The organism is Mesorhizobium sp. M0621 (assembly GCF_040320745.1).
Taxonomy (GTDB): domain Bacteria; phylum Pseudomonadota; class Alphaproteobacteria; order Rhizobiales; family Rhizobiaceae; genus Mesorhizobium.
Map to the genome: position 1 here is coordinate 59,659 of NZ_JAMYQF010000018.1, position 13,056 is coordinate 72,714.

20 protein-coding genes are annotated in these 13,056 nt (G+C 63.0%); 5 read left to right on the forward strand and 15 right to left on the reverse strand.

Going from position 1 to position 13,056, the window contains the following annotated elements; translation table 11 throughout:
- Window positions 1–57: 57 nt before the first annotated feature.
- Entirely contained in the window at window positions 58–243 is a 186-nt protein-coding gene (locus NKI38_RS15025) for a hypothetical protein (protein ID WP_352658875.1), read from the forward strand.
- A 55-nt stretch (window positions 244–298) separates the two neighbouring features.
- On the opposite strand, the gene NKI38_RS15030 is transcribed toward NKI38_RS15025, so the two are convergent.
- A complete protein-coding gene (locus NKI38_RS15030; RefSeq protein ID WP_352658797.1) occupies window positions 299–1,258 on the reverse strand; it encodes a sugar-binding transcriptional regulator in 960 nt (319 codons plus the stop codon).
- 257 nt (window positions 1,259–1,515) lie between these two features.
- Here NKI38_RS15030 and NKI38_RS15035 point away from each other — a divergent pair, with 257 nt between their 5' ends.
- Window positions 1,516–2,148, forward strand: coding sequence for an HAD family hydrolase (locus tag NKI38_RS15035; RefSeq protein WP_352658799.1), 633 nt, complete (start codon window positions 1,516–1,518; stop codon window positions 2,146–2,148).
- A 3-nt stretch (window positions 2,149–2,151) separates the two neighbouring features.
- Here the strand turns inward: NKI38_RS15035 and NKI38_RS15040 are convergent, their stop codons facing one another.
- The 9 genes from NKI38_RS15040 to ureC form a co-directional block, all read right to left on the reverse strand.
- Window positions 2,152–2,919, reverse strand: coding sequence for a class II aldolase and adducin N-terminal domain-containing protein (locus NKI38_RS15040; RefSeq protein ID WP_352658801.1), 768 nt, complete (start codon window positions 2,917–2,919; stop codon window positions 2,152–2,154).
- A gap of 81 nt (window positions 2,920–3,000) precedes the next feature.
- Window positions 3,001–3,645, reverse strand: coding sequence for an urease accessory protein UreG (gene ureG, locus NKI38_RS15045; RefSeq protein WP_352658803.1), 645 nt, complete (start codon window positions 3,643–3,645; stop codon window positions 3,001–3,003).
- A complete protein-coding gene (locus tag NKI38_RS15050; protein WP_352658805.1) occupies window positions 3,642–4,082 on the reverse strand; it encodes a DUF3995 domain-containing protein in 441 nt (146 codons plus the stop codon). Before NKI38_RS15050 ends, ureG begins: the two co-directional genes overlap by 4 nt.
- Window positions 4,079–4,750, reverse strand: coding sequence for an urease accessory protein UreF (locus NKI38_RS15055; protein ID WP_352658806.1), 672 nt, complete (start codon window positions 4,748–4,750; stop codon window positions 4,079–4,081). The genes NKI38_RS15050 and NKI38_RS15055 overlap by 4 nt, the downstream gene beginning before the upstream one ends.
- Window positions 4,743–5,330, reverse strand: coding sequence for an urease accessory protein UreE (ureE, locus tag NKI38_RS15060; RefSeq protein ID WP_352658808.1), 588 nt, complete (start codon window positions 5,328–5,330; stop codon window positions 4,743–4,745). Before ureE ends, NKI38_RS15055 begins: the two co-directional genes overlap by 8 nt.
- Window positions 5,327–5,932, reverse strand: a complete 606-nt coding sequence (locus NKI38_RS15065; RefSeq protein WP_352658810.1) for a glutathione S-transferase family protein — start codon at window positions 5,930–5,932, stop codon at window positions 5,327–5,329. Before NKI38_RS15065 ends, ureE begins: the two co-directional genes overlap by 4 nt.
- Before the next feature lie 45 nt (window positions 5,933–5,977).
- Window positions 5,978–6,571 carry a hypothetical protein gene (locus tag NKI38_RS15070; RefSeq protein ID WP_352658812.1) on the reverse strand — a complete coding sequence of 198 codons (594 nt, stop codon included), beginning with the start codon at window positions 6,569–6,571 and terminating at the stop codon, window positions 5,978–5,980.
- A gap of 69 nt (window positions 6,572–6,640) precedes the next feature.
- The gene (locus NKI38_RS15075; RefSeq protein ID WP_352658814.1) at window positions 6,641–7,129 is read right to left on the reverse strand and encodes a DUF29 domain-containing protein; all 489 of its coding nucleotides are present in this window, start codon (window positions 7,127–7,129) and stop codon (window positions 6,641–6,643) included.
- Between the two features lie 168 nt (window positions 7,130–7,297).
- Window positions 7,298–9,010, reverse strand: coding sequence for an urease subunit alpha (gene ureC, locus NKI38_RS15080; protein WP_502899316.1), 1,713 nt, complete (start codon window positions 9,008–9,010; stop codon window positions 7,298–7,300).
- Window positions 9,011–9,192: 182 nt separating this feature from the next.
- On the opposite strand from ureC, the gene NKI38_RS15085 reads away from it, so the two are divergent.
- Together NKI38_RS15085 and NKI38_RS15090 are read left to right on the forward strand one after the other, a co-directional pair.
- Window positions 9,193–9,576 carry a hypothetical protein gene (locus NKI38_RS15085; protein ID WP_352658816.1) on the forward strand — a complete coding sequence of 128 codons (384 nt, stop codon included), beginning with the start codon at window positions 9,193–9,195 and terminating at the stop codon, window positions 9,574–9,576.
- Window positions 9,577–9,705: 129 nt separating this feature from the next.
- Complete coding sequence (locus NKI38_RS15090; protein WP_352658818.1) at window positions 9,706–10,200, forward strand: hypothetical protein; 495 nt, start codon at window positions 9,706–9,708, stop codon at window positions 10,198–10,200.
- Window positions 10,201–10,220: 20 nt separating this feature from the next.
- On the opposite strand, the gene NKI38_RS15095 is transcribed toward NKI38_RS15090, so the two are convergent.
- From NKI38_RS15095 to NKI38_RS15115, 5 genes are read right to left on the reverse strand one after another with little or no spacing between them, the layout of a single operon-like run.
- Complete coding sequence (locus NKI38_RS15095) at window positions 10,221–10,526, reverse strand: urease subunit beta (protein ID WP_352658820.1); 306 nt, start codon at window positions 10,524–10,526, stop codon at window positions 10,221–10,223.
- A gap of 2 nt (window positions 10,527–10,528) precedes the next feature.
- Window positions 10,529–11,122 carry a HupE/UreJ family protein gene (locus NKI38_RS15100; RefSeq protein ID WP_352658822.1) on the reverse strand — a complete coding sequence of 198 codons (594 nt, stop codon included), beginning with the start codon at window positions 11,120–11,122 and terminating at the stop codon, window positions 10,529–10,531.
- A 31-nt stretch (window positions 11,123–11,153) separates the two neighbouring features.
- Window positions 11,154–11,408: a DUF1272 domain-containing protein gene (locus NKI38_RS15105; RefSeq protein WP_352658824.1), complete on the reverse strand. Its 255-nt coding sequence runs from the start codon at window positions 11,406–11,408 to the stop codon at window positions 11,154–11,156.
- A 10-nt stretch (window positions 11,409–11,418) separates the two neighbouring features.
- On the reverse strand, window positions 11,419–11,721 hold the full coding sequence (locus tag NKI38_RS15110) for an urease subunit gamma (RefSeq protein WP_023760238.1): 303 nt from the start codon (window positions 11,719–11,721) through the stop codon (window positions 11,419–11,421).
- 28 nt (window positions 11,722–11,749) lie between these two features.
- Window positions 11,750–12,583, reverse strand: coding sequence for an urease accessory protein UreD (locus NKI38_RS15115; protein WP_352658825.1), 834 nt, complete (start codon window positions 12,581–12,583; stop codon window positions 11,750–11,752).
- Window positions 12,584–12,798: 215 nt separating this feature from the next.
- Here NKI38_RS15115 and NKI38_RS15120 point away from each other — a divergent pair, with 215 nt between their 5' ends.
- Window positions 12,799–13,053, forward strand: a complete 255-nt coding sequence (locus tag NKI38_RS15120; protein ID WP_013528393.1) for an acyl carrier protein — start codon at window positions 12,799–12,801, stop codon at window positions 13,051–13,053.
- The last annotated feature ends 3 nt before the right edge of the window (window positions 13,054–13,056 follow it).

Below are 13,056 nucleotides of genomic sequence, written 5' to 3' on the forward strand. Positions count from 1 at the left end.
GACCGACATTCCTGATCAACCCGTCATTCGGGTTCAGGATAGCGAAGGTTGACGATCATGACCATGGCGCAGCAAAAATGCACTCCCGCTCCGGATCACCGCTGGATTTCGTGGCTTGCGGACGGATTTGGCTGGTTCGCGATAAAAAAGAAGACACATCTCGACATCAGGGACCTGTCGCCGCATCTGCTGCGCGACCTCGGTTTCCTTGATGGCAATGATCCTTTCGGGCGAGGCAAATAGCCGGCTGACTTTTTATCCAAATAGGCAGTGACGCCGCTATGACCCGCAAGCGGGATCAGATGCTGGCCAGCAGCGCGGCGGCGGTCCGTTCATCGGTGATGAGGCCGTTGATCAGCCGCCGGTTGACCGCCGCCAGGATGCCCGGCAGCTTTCGTTCGCCCATGGCCAATGCGATGACCAGCGATTTTTCGCGCGACGGCAGCGAAGCCGACGACACCCGGTCGTTGGTGATACCCTCGATCATGCGGCCTTCGCGATCGAACACCCAGCCGACGATTTCGGCAATTCCGCCGGCCTTCTGCAGGGCTTTCAACTCGCTTTCCGAGATGAAGCCGTCCTCGTAGAGCGGCGCCTTCGGGCCGAGGTCACCAATGCCGATGAAGGTGACGTCGGCTTCCGCCGCCAGCGCCAGCGTCGGCTGGATCATCGGCTGCTTGAGCAGCATCTCGCGTTCCTCCGGCGAAGAGGCGATGACCGGCAGTGGCATCGGGAAGGAGCGCGCCTTGACCCTGTCGGCCATGGTGAAGATGACGTTGTAGAAGGCGGCCGAGCCGTCCGGCGAGATGTTACCCGTCAACGACACCACCTTGTGCTGTGGGCATTCCATCGGCGGCAGCTGCTCGATCGCCGCTTTCAACGTGCGCCCTGTGCCGATCGCCATGACGATCGGGGTCGGCGAGCGCAGCCGCCGCTCGATCTCGGCGGCAGCCGCCTCGGCGATGCCGATCGTGGTGGAGGACGAATTGGGATCGCTTGGCACCACCTCGACCAGATCCAGCGCGAAGCGCGATCTCAGCCGTGCCGCCAGATCGAGGCAATTGGCGATCGGATGGTCGACGCGAACCTTGATCAAGCCCTCCGACACCGCCAGCGACACCAGCCGCTGCGCCGTCTGCCGCGAGATGCCGAGCGTGGCGGCGATCTGGTCCTGCGTGTTGCCGGCAACATAATAAAGCCAGCCGGCACGCGCCGCGTCGTCCAGCCTATTGTTGCTGCCATCCTGCCGGGTATTCAAAGTCCTGCCTCCCGAAACCGCTGGTCATAAGAGCGGTTCGTTCCTACTCTTGCAGGGAACGGCTTGCTGCGCAATTGTCAATCTCCAGGGCAATTGCTTGCCGCCCACCGGCGCAGGCGGGGCCAAATTTCCTTCTTCCACTATATCTGCGTCGGGAAAGAAGCGCGGTTGCCCTGCCGACCGGCGGCATGTTCTTCGGCCCCGAAGGTTTATCTCCCGGCGCAAACGCTTTAATGGATCGCAAAAAGGAGCGCTGCATGACACCGAAAGCGGTTTTCTGGGATATGGACGGCACGCTGGTCGACAGCGAACCGTTGCACGAGGCCGCCCTGATGGCCGCGATGCGCAATGTCGGCCTCGTGCCGCCTGATGATCTGCATGAGCGGGTTCTCGGCGTCGCCGCCTGGCCGGTCTACCAGATGATGCGCGACGAGTTCGGCCTGGATCTGCCTTTCGACGACTGGATCGTGCGCAAATACGAGCACTATCTGCCGCTGGTCGAGACCTTGAAGCCGCGCCCCGGCGCGATCGAGATCTTCAACGAGCTGCGGGCAATGGGAGTGGCGCAAGCCGTCGTCTCGAATTCGGACCGGATGATCGTCGACGCCAATCTGAGCATGGTCGGCCTCATTTATCCCGGCATGAAGACGATCAGCCGCAACGACGTGCGTGAAGGCAAGCCGCATGCCGAGCCTTTCCTGCGCGCCGCGTATCTGGCCGACGTTGACCCAGCGCATGCAGTGGCGATCGACGACAGCTGGCCGGGCGCCATGGCAGGGCTCGCGGCGGGCATGAAGACGATCTTCTGGCCGGAGAAGCCGATGGGCGGACCGCCCGGCGCTGCCGTCATCAACAGCGCCGAGGAATTGCGGAGAGAACTCGGGCTTTAGCCTTCAGTTCCGGTAGACCGGTTCCTGCTCGTCGAGGATCGCCTTCAGCTCGCTGAGATGGCGTTCGGCCTGGCCGGGATAGTCGTCCATCTCGCTTGCCGCCTTCTCGGCGATCGCGTCGGAGAGCGTGCGCAGCGGCCGGCCGGTCCACAGCGCCTTGATGTAGGTCTCGGCGGCGCGCTCGAAATAGAACATGCGGTTGAACGCATCGGCGACGGTATCGCCGATGACGAGCACGCCGTGGTTGCCCATCACCATCACTTTGACCTTGGGATCGACGAGAAGCTGCGAGCAGCGCTCGCCCTCTTCCTCGAAGGCCAGTCCGCCATAATGCGCGTCGACGACATGACGATTGAAGAACATCGCCGAATTCTGGTCGATCGGCGGCAGGCGGGAGTCGGCGAGCGAGGCCAGCACCGTGGCGTGGATCGAGTGCACATGCATGACGCAGCGCGCATGGCGCACATTGCGATGGATGGCGCCGTGCAGCCCCCATGCCGTCGGGTCGGGCGCGTTGGGGCCGGAGAGCGTATCCGGGTCGTTGGCATCGATCATCAAAAGGTCGCTCGCCTTGATGCGCGAGAAATGCACCTGGTTGGGGTTCATCAGGAACTGCGTGCCGTCGTCGTTGACAGCCAGCGAGAAATGATTGGCCACCGCCTCGTGCATGTTGAGCCGGGCCGTCCAGCGAAAGGCACAGGCGAGATCGACACGTTCCTCATAGAAGGGCAGGTTGGTCAGCGGTTCCTTCTGCAGGCGGGCGATGCTCATCGAAAATCCTCCGGTTTTGCCAAGAATGCCGCGACCAGCCCATGCCCGCAACCGGTTTTGGTTGGTGCAGGAACGGCTATCTCACGCTGCTGTGCTGGCAGCAGCAGCGCCGGCCCGCAATCCGCCATGCTCGACGATGAAATCGATGACCGCCTGCAGCCCCTTGCCGCGCGACAGGTCGGTGAAGCCGAACGGCCGCTTGCCGCGCATGCGGCCGGCGTCGCTCTCCATGACATCGAGGTTGACGTTCACGTAAGGCGCCAGATCGCTCTTGTTGATCACCAGGAAATCGGAGCGGGTGATCGCCGGTCCGCCCTTGCGCGGGATTTCTTCGCCCTGGCAGACCGAGATGACATAGAGCGTCAGGTCGGCGAGATCCGGCGAGAAGGTAGCCGCGAGATTGTCACCGCCGGATTCGATGAAGACGATATCGAGATCCGGAAACTTCCGGTTCATCTCGGCGATGGCCTGCAGATTGATCGAGGCATCCTCGCGGATCGCGGTATGGGGGCAGCCGCCGGTCTCGACGCCCATGATGCGATCCTCGGGCAGCGCCTGGAGCCTTGCCAGCATCATGGCGTCTTCCTTGGTGTAGATGTCGTTGGTGACGACGGCGATCGAGAATTCGTCGCGCAGCGCCTTGCACAGCTTTTCGGTCAGCGTCGTCTTGCCCGAACCGACCGGGCCGCCGATGCCGACGCGCAGCGGGCCATTTGTCTGTGTCATGCGGGAAACTCCGTGATGGCGAGGATGGCAAAGCCGAGCCCGATCAGCAGGCACAACGGCGAATAATAACGGACATCGAGCCGCGCGAAAGGCTGTTCCGGTGTCAGGCGCCGCCACCACGGCGTGAAGCCAGCAATGCCGCGTCCAAGGAAGACCAGCCCGATGAGCAGCGACGTGGCGGCGAGGCCTTCCCTGGGAAAAGGCGAGGCAAAGACGCCTTCAAGTGCCAGCGGCCACAGCGTCGCCAGGCACAGGCAAGCGGCAACGGCGAAACTGGCGAACGGCGTCGGCATCTCGTCGACGCCGCGAAAGCCGACCACGGCGTGGGCGCAGGAGGCCGCATCCTTGCCTGGCCAGATGCCGCCAATGCCCCAATAGACATGCAGGGCGGTAATCAGCAGCAGAACGGTCGAAAGCGCGAAGGCGAGAAGGATCATGAACGGAACAATCGCGAATACTGGGCTTCGTGCTTCATCGCCATGACGTCGGAGACGAAGGCGCAGCCGCCAAGATCGTCCAACGTCGAGCGCGCGGCGCGGGCTGCGGTCGCAACAGCCAGCGGTTCGAAGCCGGCAAGCAGGACGGTTGCCCTGTTTTGGCCAACGACGCCGAGCCGGATCGCGGCCTGGACAAGGTTGGAGAAGAAGGTCTGTAGGAAGGCGGATAGCGCATCCCGAAGTGCAATTGAATTGCCGCCGGCAATGGCGCCGACGGCGACGCAATAGGCGCACTCAGCCGGCAAGCGCTGCAGCACGGGATTTGGCCAGGCTGCTGCCGCTTTGAGGAAGGCCGCACCCTGCAACATGGTCTCGGTGTGGCGTTCGCGCGAGCCGGCCAGCGCTTCGGCGAGGGCTGCAATCTCGTCGAGATCACCGGTGCCGCGTGCCCGGCGCCAACTCTCGGCGAAAAGCACGGCGTCGTTCCAGCCGGAGCCCATCTCGACCAGCGTTTTCAGCCAGCCGGCAAGGCTTTCGCCGTCGACGATCAGTCCATCATGCACCGCGCGCTCGAGGCCATGGCTGTAGGAGAAGCCGCCGACCGGAAAGGCCGGCGACAACCACGCCATCAGCCGCAGCAGGGCGATGTTCGAAGGCTGGTCAGTCATGGTCGTGGTGGTGGCCGGCGTGGCTGTGCGAATGGGAATGCGATTCGCCATGTGAGTGGGAATGCGCTTCAGCGTCGCTATGCGCATGGCCGTGATCGTGGCTTTGCCCACCATGGCCGGAATAGGCGCCGCGCACCGGCTTGAACGGCTCGGAAACGTCGGTCACCGTGGCGCCGAGCCCCTCCAGCATCGCCTTGATGACATGGTCGCGCAGGATAAGGATGCGCCCGGCCTCGATGCTCGCCGCGAGATGACGGTTGCCGATATGCCAGGCGAGCTCGGCCAGATGCACGGTGTCACGAGCCCGGATGTCATAGACCTCTTCCGGCGCGGCGATGATCTCGACATGGCGGCCATCCTCCAGCACCAGCCGGTCGCCATCGTTCAGGGCGACGGGTTCGGCCAGGTCGACCAGCACCTTGCTGCCGTCGGCAAGCTTGATGGCCCGACGGCGCAGATGGCGCTCGTCATGGGCAAGAACGGCGCGACCGGATGGCGCTGTGGTTCCGGCATTGCCGGCGGTCAGCACCGAAACGGCACGCGGGAATTTGGTGAAGTCGGTGTTGAGGTTGAGCTTCATTTCATGGATCCCCCATTTGCTTGCGCCCTTGCTCGCGCGGGCCGCGCCAACACGCGATCGAAATAGGCGTTGACGCGCTCGGATTCGATCGGGAACCGACCGGCGCGGGCCCAGCCGCCCATGTCGCCGAGCAGGACGTCGACTGCCGAGAACCGGTCACCCAGCGCAAAGGGCCTGTCGCCCAGCCGCCGGTCCAGCGCCTTGAGTTCCGAGGCAAAATCGTAGGCCGCCGCAGGGCCGACATCGACCCGCACGTCCTTCGGCAGCAGGAAGCGATGGCGCAGCTTGTTCCACAACGGCGCCTCCAACTCGCTCTGCGCAAAATGCATCCAGGAATCCATCTCGGCGCGACCGGCCAGGCCCGGGTTGGTCCCCATGCCCATGTCCGCGTGTTTGTCTGAGAGATACACGCAGATCGCCGCTGAATCCGTCACCGTCAGCTCGCCATCGATCAGGATCGGCACCTTGCCCGACGGGTTGAGCGCATAGGCTTCAGGCGAGCGCAGATGAACCTCGACGAATTCATAGGGCTGCCCGAGTTCCTCGAGCATCCAGAGAACGCGGCTGACCCGGGATCCACGCGATCCGACGGCCTTGTACATGGGTGAAACCTGCCTTTCCCGAACAACCTAGACCATCGCGTTCGCTCAGACGATGGTGTCGAAGAGCCGCAGGATGAACGATATCTGATAGATGAGCGCCGCCGCGACAAAGGCGATGTGGAAGCGGCGGTCGCGCACCAGAATCGCAACGATGCAAAACGCGACGAAGACCGGCGTTCGGAACAGATACTCGCTGCCGAAGCGGGCGAAATGCTCCGGCCCTTTCAGCAGCGTGTCGACCACGTCGAGCAGATAGGTCGCCGCCAGCAGGCCGAAGAACCAGGCACGGCGCGAATAGAAGAAATCCTCGTAGCTGGTGTAGTCCAGCATCGAATCCGGAAACAGCAGCGCGCACAGCAGGAACAGCGTGATCGCGTAGAAGATGATGAAAAGGTACTTGCCGAAGGTCCAGCTCTCGATGGCGTAGAGACCGAACTCCCACCACCAAAAATGCACCAGCATCAAAAGCACCGAAGCGACCCAGGCCAGATGCACGGGATAGAGCCTGTACTGGCCTGGATGCTGGACGATGCGCGCCACCCCCGACAGCAGGCGGGCGACACCAAGCCCGATCACCATGCCCATGACGATGCGGATGTGCGGGAAGATGTCGTGGGCTGACGCGATTTCGGTGGCCATGGCTAGTCACACGCTTCATTGAGCCGAATATTGCGGCGTCCTGTACTCTGGCGGGAAGTCCACTCCCCTCTAATCGCGAATGAGTTGGTTCGGCAACCATGGTTCGCCGGGGAAAAAATCTTGATCGAGAACGTCGGCGATTTGATAGGGACAATCGACTGGAAAATGCTTTTCGGGCAAGCCCGTTTCGTCAATCGCTTTCAGTCGTGCAAACTCGAATTCGCCAGTAAGCTGCTTTCGCGGACAGGCCTTCAGGCTTGGGCTTTCATCGATCAGTTTCCCGATCCGATGTCGCTGCTCACGGATTGTGAGCAGCCATCCAGTTTTGCGCTGCTCAGGCTGAAACCCCCATTTGAGCAAATGAAGGATCAAGGTGCCAAGCCTGCTCGCAATTTCCCTCTTGTCGCTCCGCCCCAAGCTCTCGATCTCCTCGGCAAGATTCTCGCGGTCGAGGTCGGACAGACGACCTTCGCGCAACAGCGCGCCTTGCTCGGCGCACCATTGAGCATAGTCGGCCTCATAGGGCGTCAATTGCTGTTTGCGAAAAATCTTGTTCATACGGCCTATATTGCTCCAAGGGCGCCGGATTTCCAAGTTGGAAGCAACGAAAACGGCCGCTCAGGCAATTCGCTTGCGGCGGTGCAGTCGTGAGCAGTTGACCAAGCGCGTACGCTTTTTGGTTTGAGTGGCCTGACAGAACGCATGACTCATGGCCACCAATCTGCCTCAAAACAGAAAATACCTCTGCGCCATCGGCAGCACCGTTGCCGGCTCGCAGGTCAGCAGCTCGCCGTCAGCGCGGACTTCGTAGGTTTCGGGATCGACCTCGACATACGGCGTGGCGTCGTTGAGCACCATCGAATGCTTGCCGATACCGCCGCGGGTGTTCTCGACGGCGACGAACTGCTTGTCCACACCCAGCCTGCCGTGCAGGCCGGATTCGAGCGCGGCCTTCGAAACAAAGGTCACCGACGAGTTGGTCCTCGCCTTGCCATAGGCGCCGAACATCGGCCGGTAGTGCATCGGCTGCGGCGTCGGGATTGAAGCGTTGGGGTCGCCCATCGGGGCGGCGGCGATCATGCCGCCGATCAGCACCATGTCCGGCTTGACGCCGAAGAAGGCCGGGTTCCACAGCACCAAGTCGGCGCGCTTTCCCACCGCGATCGAGCCGATATCCTTCGACAGCCCATGCGCGATGGCCGGGTTGATCGTGTATTTGGCGATATAGCGGCGGACGCGGAAATTGTCGTTGTTGCCGGTTTCCTGCGGCAGCGAGCCGCGCTGGCGCTTCATCTTGTCGGCGGTCTGCCAGGTGCGGATCGCCACTTCGCCGACGCGGCCCATGGCTTGCGAATCCGACGAGATGATCGAGAAGGCGCCGATGTCGTGCAAAATGTCTTCCGCCGCGATGGTCTCCTTGCGGATGCGGCTTTCGGCAAAGGCGATGTCTTCGGGGATCGACGGCGACAGATGGTGGCAGACCATCAGCATGTCGAGATGCTCGGCCAGCGTGTTGACCGTGTAGGGCCGTGTCGGATTGGTCGACGACGGGATCACATTGGGCAGGCCGCAGACCTTGATGATGTCGGGTGCATGGCCGCCGCCGGCACCCTCGGTGTGGAAGGCATGGATGGTCCGGCCCTTGATCGCCGCAACCGTGTTCTCGACGAAGCCGGATTCGTTCAGTGTGTCGGTGTGGATCATCACCTGCACATCGTAATCGTCGGCGACCGAGAGGCAGCAGTCGATCGCCGCCGGCGTCGTGCCCCAGTCCTCGTGCAGCTTCAGCGAGCAGGCGCCGCCCAGCACCATTTCCTCGAGCGCGGCAGGCAGGGACGCATTGCCCTTGCCCGACAGGCCGATGTTCATCGGGAAGGCATCGAAGGACTGGATCATGCGCGCCATGTGCCAGGGCCCGGGCGTGCAAGTGGTCGCCAGCGTGCCATGCGCCGGGCCGGTGCCGCCGCCGAGCATGGTGGTGATGCCGCTCATCAGCGCTTCCTCGATCTGCTGCGGGCAGATGAAGTGGATATGCGCGTCGAAGCCGCCGGCGGTGAGGATCTTGCCTTCGCCGGCGATGATCTCGGTGCCGGGACCGATGATGATGGTGACGCCATCTTGAGTATCGGGATTGCCGGCTTTGCCGATCGCAGCGATGCGCCCATCTCGCAGACCGATATCGGCCTTGAAGATGCCGGCACTGGCGTCCACCACCAGCGCGTTGGTGATCACGGTGTCGACGGCGCCCTGGGCTCGGGAAACCTGGCTCTGGCCCATGCCGTCGCGGATCACCTTGCCGCCGCCGAATTTTACCTCTTCGCCGTGGATGGTGAGATCCTTCTCGACCTCGATGAACAGTTCGGTGTCGGCAAGCCGCACTTTGTCGCCGACCGTCGGGCCGTACATTTGCGCATAGGTGGCGCGGGTAATTCTGGCCATCAGCGATTGCTCCCGAAGTGCGGTTTGGCGAAATGCGGTTTGAGTGAAGTCCGGCTGCACATTGTCGCCATCCAATGGTCACGCAATGACCCGCTCGGCGACACTTTCTGATCCCATTTGGCGTTTGAGGTTAGGGGGTCACCCCAAAACGACCGTTTGCCAATCGATGGAAAGGAAAGTCCATGCGCAAAACGATAGTTCTTGCCGCTGCCGCCACCCTGATGCTGGCGGGCGCCGCCAGTGCCCAGCAGCAGCCCGCGCAACAGCCCGCTCCGGCGCCGACCACGCCCGCTCCGGCCACCCCCCAGGCGCAGCCTGCCGTACCGACGATCCAGAGCGTCAACATCGTCGACATCACGGAGCTGCCAAAGGACACCCAGACGCAGGTCAACCAGGTGATCGCCCAGCGTGGCGACGACGGCTTGAAGAAACTGCGCAGCTCGATCGACGCCACGCCCAAGGTGAAGTCCGCGCTGGAGGCCAAAGGGCTCAGCTCGGCGCAGGTCGTCGCCGCCAGCATGGAACCCAATGGCGCGCTGACCCTGATCACCAAAAAAGCGAGTTGACAAAGCGGCGCGGAGGGCCGCTACCCGGCCCGCCGGCCGCATCGGGAAAGGAACCTTCGCCGGGCGGGAATCGTTTTGTTTCTTTCGCGCTAAACCGCGTCCCGAAACGATTTCCGTCAGGAGCGAGCGATGGCGATCACCCCCCTTTTTGCCAAAAGACGGCTCCAGGCAGTCGCCGCGATGGCGTTCCTGGCAGCGGCCGGTCCTGCTGCCGGACTGAAGGCTCAAGGTCTTGAAAGCACAGAGACCGTCAACCGCATTGTCGGCTCGGAGGTCAAGCAGGAAGAGGCCAAGGCCACCACTGAGGCCGGCAACGTCAACACGGCGATCGACCGGACGCGTGAAAACATCGGCATGGTGCGCAAGACATCCAAGCTCGACAAGGTCGATATCGTATTCCTGACCGACGCCGCGCGCACCGAAGGCGGCCCGCCGGCAGTAATCGAAAGCAAGATCAAGCAGCATCAGGACGATATTGCGGAATTGCGCAAGGAGATCGAGGCCAACGCGCTCTTGTTCAACGCCATCGAGTCGCGGCGCGTGCTTGTGCAGGATGTCCTCGCCGTCGAATTCGACGATCCCGGAAAGGTCGTCATCTACGCCGCGGCCAAGCCGTCGAACTGAGCCGAGCGCGCTGGGAGATCTCACAGCTTGCCCATCACCTTCTGCTGAAATCCATAGACCTCGCGCTTGCCGCCGAGCGGCACCAGTGTCACGTCGCGCTCCTGTCCCGGCTCGAAGCGCATGGCCGTGCCGGCGGCGATGTCGAGGCGCATGCCTCTGGCAAGGTCACGGTCGAACTTCAGCCCCTCATTGGTCTCGAAGAAGTGATAGTGGCTGCCGACCTGGATCGGCCGGTCGCCGCTGTTGGCCACTTTCAAGGTGACGGTCGGCAGACCCTTGTTCAGGTCTATGTCACCGCCCGCCGTGATGATTTCGCCCGGGATCATCTTCACAGCACACCGAAGACGAGGCCGGCACCGATCGCCGCGCAAGCGGCACCGGCAGCGCGGGCCAAGCCACGGAACCGGGTGCCGAGACCGAGCCCGGCGGCGATGCCGGTGGCATGGAGAGCCGCGGTGGCGACGGCAAAGCCGGCCATGTATTCAAGCCCTTCGGCATTCTCCGGCACCTCGGTGCCATGGGCGTGGCCGTGGAACAGCGCGAACAGGCCGATGATCGCGACGCCGGCCGAGACCGGCAGATCGACCGCCAGCGCCACCAGCAGCCCGAGCACCATGACCGATGCCAGGATACCCGGTTCGACGAAGGGCAGCGGCATGTGCAGCATGCCGAGCGCGCTGCCGACCAACATCACGCCGACAAAGGCCGCCGGCCAGGCAAGAACCGCCTTGCCGCCCTTGAGCGCTGCCCACAGTCCGACCGCGATCATCACGGTCATGTGATCAAGACCGGAGAGCGGGTGCATGAAGCCGGCCGTGAAGGAGGAGGTCGTGCCGATGCCGACATGGGCATAGGCCGGCATGGCAGCGGCCAGAAGCAGAATTGCGGAAAGCGAAGCGCGTTTCATCGGAGCGGGGATCATCGAAATGCCTTCTGGTTAGGGGTCGCTGTGTTCACGCAGCCTTGCGAGGGCCGCAGCCTTCGGCCTTGAGAACGCGTTTGATCGAGGCGGGGTATTTCTTCAGCATCGCCACCGGGCGGATCGGCCGTGCCGAAAAATTACCCCCGCAATTGGGGCAGATGCCGCCCAGCACATGCTCCACGCAGTCGGCGCAAAAGGTGCACTCGAAGGTACAGATCAACGCATCCGTTGCCTCCGGCGGCAAGTCCTTGTCACAGCATTCGCAGTTGGGGCGCAGCTCGAGCATCTTCTCCTCCTCACCGTATCGGTTCGTGCACGGTCACCAGCTTTGTGCCGTCGGGAAATGTCGCCTCGACCTGCACGTCGTGGATCATCTCGGCGATGCCTTCCATGACTTGCGCGCGGGTGACGACATGGGCGCCGGCCTCCATCAGGTCGGCGACCGGGCGGCCGTCACGGGCGCCCTCGACGACAAAGTCGGTGATCAGCGCGATCGCTTCCGGATGGTTGAGCTTGACGCCGCGTTCGAGCCGCTTGCGCGCCACGATCGCCGCCATGGCGATCAGCAGCTTGTCCTTTTCCCTCGGCGTCAGGTTCATGCGGTTTTCCAGGCTGGTAGAGACAGACTCAAAGTGACCATAATTTGGGCAACCCCGCCCTTCCGTTGAGCAATTCGACGAGTGGAACCAGCCGCTGGCGCAGCTGGTAGCCATCCCCGGCGTAGAGCCTCGCAAGAAGCTTGCCAGATTTCTTGACGCTCCAGGCGCTGGCGCTGCCCTGGTCGCCGACGATCCCCAGAACCGGGTCGAGCAAGGCCTCGGCCCGCAGCGACACCAAAAGCAGCGTCGCCATCGCGATCGCGCCGCCGGCAACCGCCGGCCGATCGAGCGTAGCGGCGATATCGGGTCCGATGCGGAAATCCTCCGCGTGAATGAGGAAACCATCCTGGCGGATGCGCCAACGGTCATGGAAATGGCCCTGCGCGGCGCGTTCGCCCATCGCCAGGCGGCCGAAGACGGCGGCTTCCAGCACCAGCGCCTCGGCGCCGGCGGCAAGCTCGACGTCGAGCGTGCGGGCAAAGGCCGCCCGGTCGAAGACGATGGTTTCCTGCGGCAGCCAGGCGATGCGGCCGTTTTCACCAACCGACAATTTGACCCGCACTTCGGCACGGTCGGATGCCGCCCGGTAGATCTTCTCGCAGGCCTGGGTCGTGATCGACACCGAGGCGGCCGCGCCGACATCCACGTCCCAGGCGATACGGTCGCCGCCCGTCATCCCGCCGGCGGTGTTGATCAGCACCGCTTCGAGCGGATCGGCCGAGACAGCCGGCATCCTTATCTTGGCGGCACCGTCCTGATAGAGGCGCCGCAGGCGCGTGCGACCGTCACCGAGAGCGCAGGAAAGCCGCGCCATGCCCGCAACGCGCTGCGTCGAAATCCCGCCATGTTCAGCCGTATCCATGCCAGCACGTTAAGCACTCCGGCGGCTTTGTCGATATGGAGTTCGATATAGCTTGTTGCTTGACAACGTTTCGGTTTCTATAGAGGGAACCACCTTGGTACGGTCACGCAGCGCTTGGCGGGGGTATAAAACGACGACGGCGGCTTGATACCGGGAGAAGAAGGGACGCTGCGCAGTTGGCGTCGGGAAACGCGACACAGTGGGGAAGAAACCGAATGGCCGACCAGCTGGCAACGGATATCATCGCGAAGATCAAGGCTCATGCCGAGCCGGGCGGCGAGGAAATCACCACCACCACCGAATTGACCTCGCTTGGTATCCATTCGCTCGAGCTGACGGAGATCATCTTCGATCTTGAGGAAGAGTATGGCATCGAGATCGAGATGAACACGGTCGACGCCTGGAGCAATCTGAAGAATGTCGGCGATATGGTCGAAGCTGTCCGCGCGCTGATCGCGAAAAAAGCCTGACCT